The sequence below is a fragment of the Bartonella sp. AD328YNZD genome, from assembly GCF_042196425.1.
Window position 1 is genome coordinate 1 of the sequence record NZ_JBHIQG010000489.1, and the last position, 1,425, is coordinate 1,425.

Sequence of the window (1,425 nt, forward strand, 5' to 3'; positions counted from 1 at the left end):
TTCATGGTGGTCGATTAGCCGCTATGCCTGGAAAACTTAAAAATGATGAAGGTGATCTTTTTGTATTACGTCCTCTTATCTATGCTGCTGAAGAAGATATGGAAAAATTTTCTCAAGCAATGCAATTTCCGATTATTCCTTGTAATCTTTGCGGTAGTCAAGATGGTTTACAACGTAATGCAATGAAAGAAATGCTGAAAAATATAGAAAGACAAATGCCAGGACGTAAAGATACGATGATTCGCGCTTTAACAAATGTACGTCCAAGTCATTTGCTTGATAAGAAATTCTTTAACTTTAAAGCGTGTTAATAAAAATTAGATGCTCTAAAAATAAGTTTAAAGATTTTGAAATAAAGCGCTTCCTTAAAGAGACATCTCTCAAAGAGCACCCAAGACCATTTCACGACGGCGTCCATGAAGGATATTATTGTAAAATCCATTAAGCACTCCCATCTTTACGTTTATGAAGGAGTAAGCTGGGCACCATCACTCATTTTACCAGCTCGTAGATGTTGCGACAGCCCTTAGCACTTAAGACGATTCATAAAAGCTCCTTTCTTTAACAATTTTTGTCCACACATTCATCCCGCTTGTAACGTGCAAACGAATGATTTTTATTGATTCAATATAAACAGGTCTAAAATGAAATAATCTTACGATATTCTGGACTATCATTCAACATACAAAACTGTGAATTATCATTATAAATCAATATATTGCTTTATAAATAATAATCGGAAATTGCACTGCTTGAGAAAATTTTTCCATATCTTCCTCAGCAGCATAGACAATACGATAATTTATTGTTTTGCAATTTAACTATAAGATTATTTTATTTCAAATTCTCTTATATTACATCCATAAACATTTCCTTGCATATCACAAGTGGTATTTTTGTGTGTATAAAACACAATTGAAAAAAAAACTTCTTTCATAAACCAATGACTGTTGAAATTTGAAAACGGGAAAATAGCATGATTATCAGTTTATTCTTTTATTAATTAAATATGGGGCAATCTTTAGGGATTTTATTTTATCCTGTTGTGCTATAAAACCCTATCATTTAGGGTGGAGCACTAAGAAAATATATAAATCTGATATTACTTTTTAGAATGTATAGCGAGTATTCAGGGCAGGGATTTCCTGTAATTTCTCATGAAGTGCATTACACACTTCGAACACGGCTCATTGTGAGAAGTCACTTTTTTATAAATCGACTTTGATAGGAATCTTCGTCATTTAGAGACTAGAAAGCGTTCAATTGTTAAACGGCTATGCCATAAAGGTCATAGGCATCCGATTGTTCGATTTTAACAGTGACAAATTCACCAACACGCAGTGGACGCCGTGATGATATATGGACAACACCATCTATTTCTGGAGCATCGTATTGACTACGTCCTTTGGCAACTTTTCCTTGACT

2 pseudogenes are annotated in these 1,425 nt (G+C 33.6%); one reads left to right on the forward strand and one right to left on the reverse strand.

The features are described from left to right. A pseudogene (locus tag ACFIO3_RS13100) lies at window positions 1–311 on the forward strand (tRNA 2-thiocytidine(32) synthetase TtcA); the annotation flags it as partial. Window positions 312–1,266: 955 nt separating this feature from the next. Here ACFIO3_RS13100 and ACFIO3_RS13105 read toward each other — a convergent pair. Next, window positions 1,267–1,425 (reverse strand): annotated as a pseudogene (locus ACFIO3_RS13105) (30S ribosomal protein S12 methylthiotransferase RimO); the annotation flags it as partial.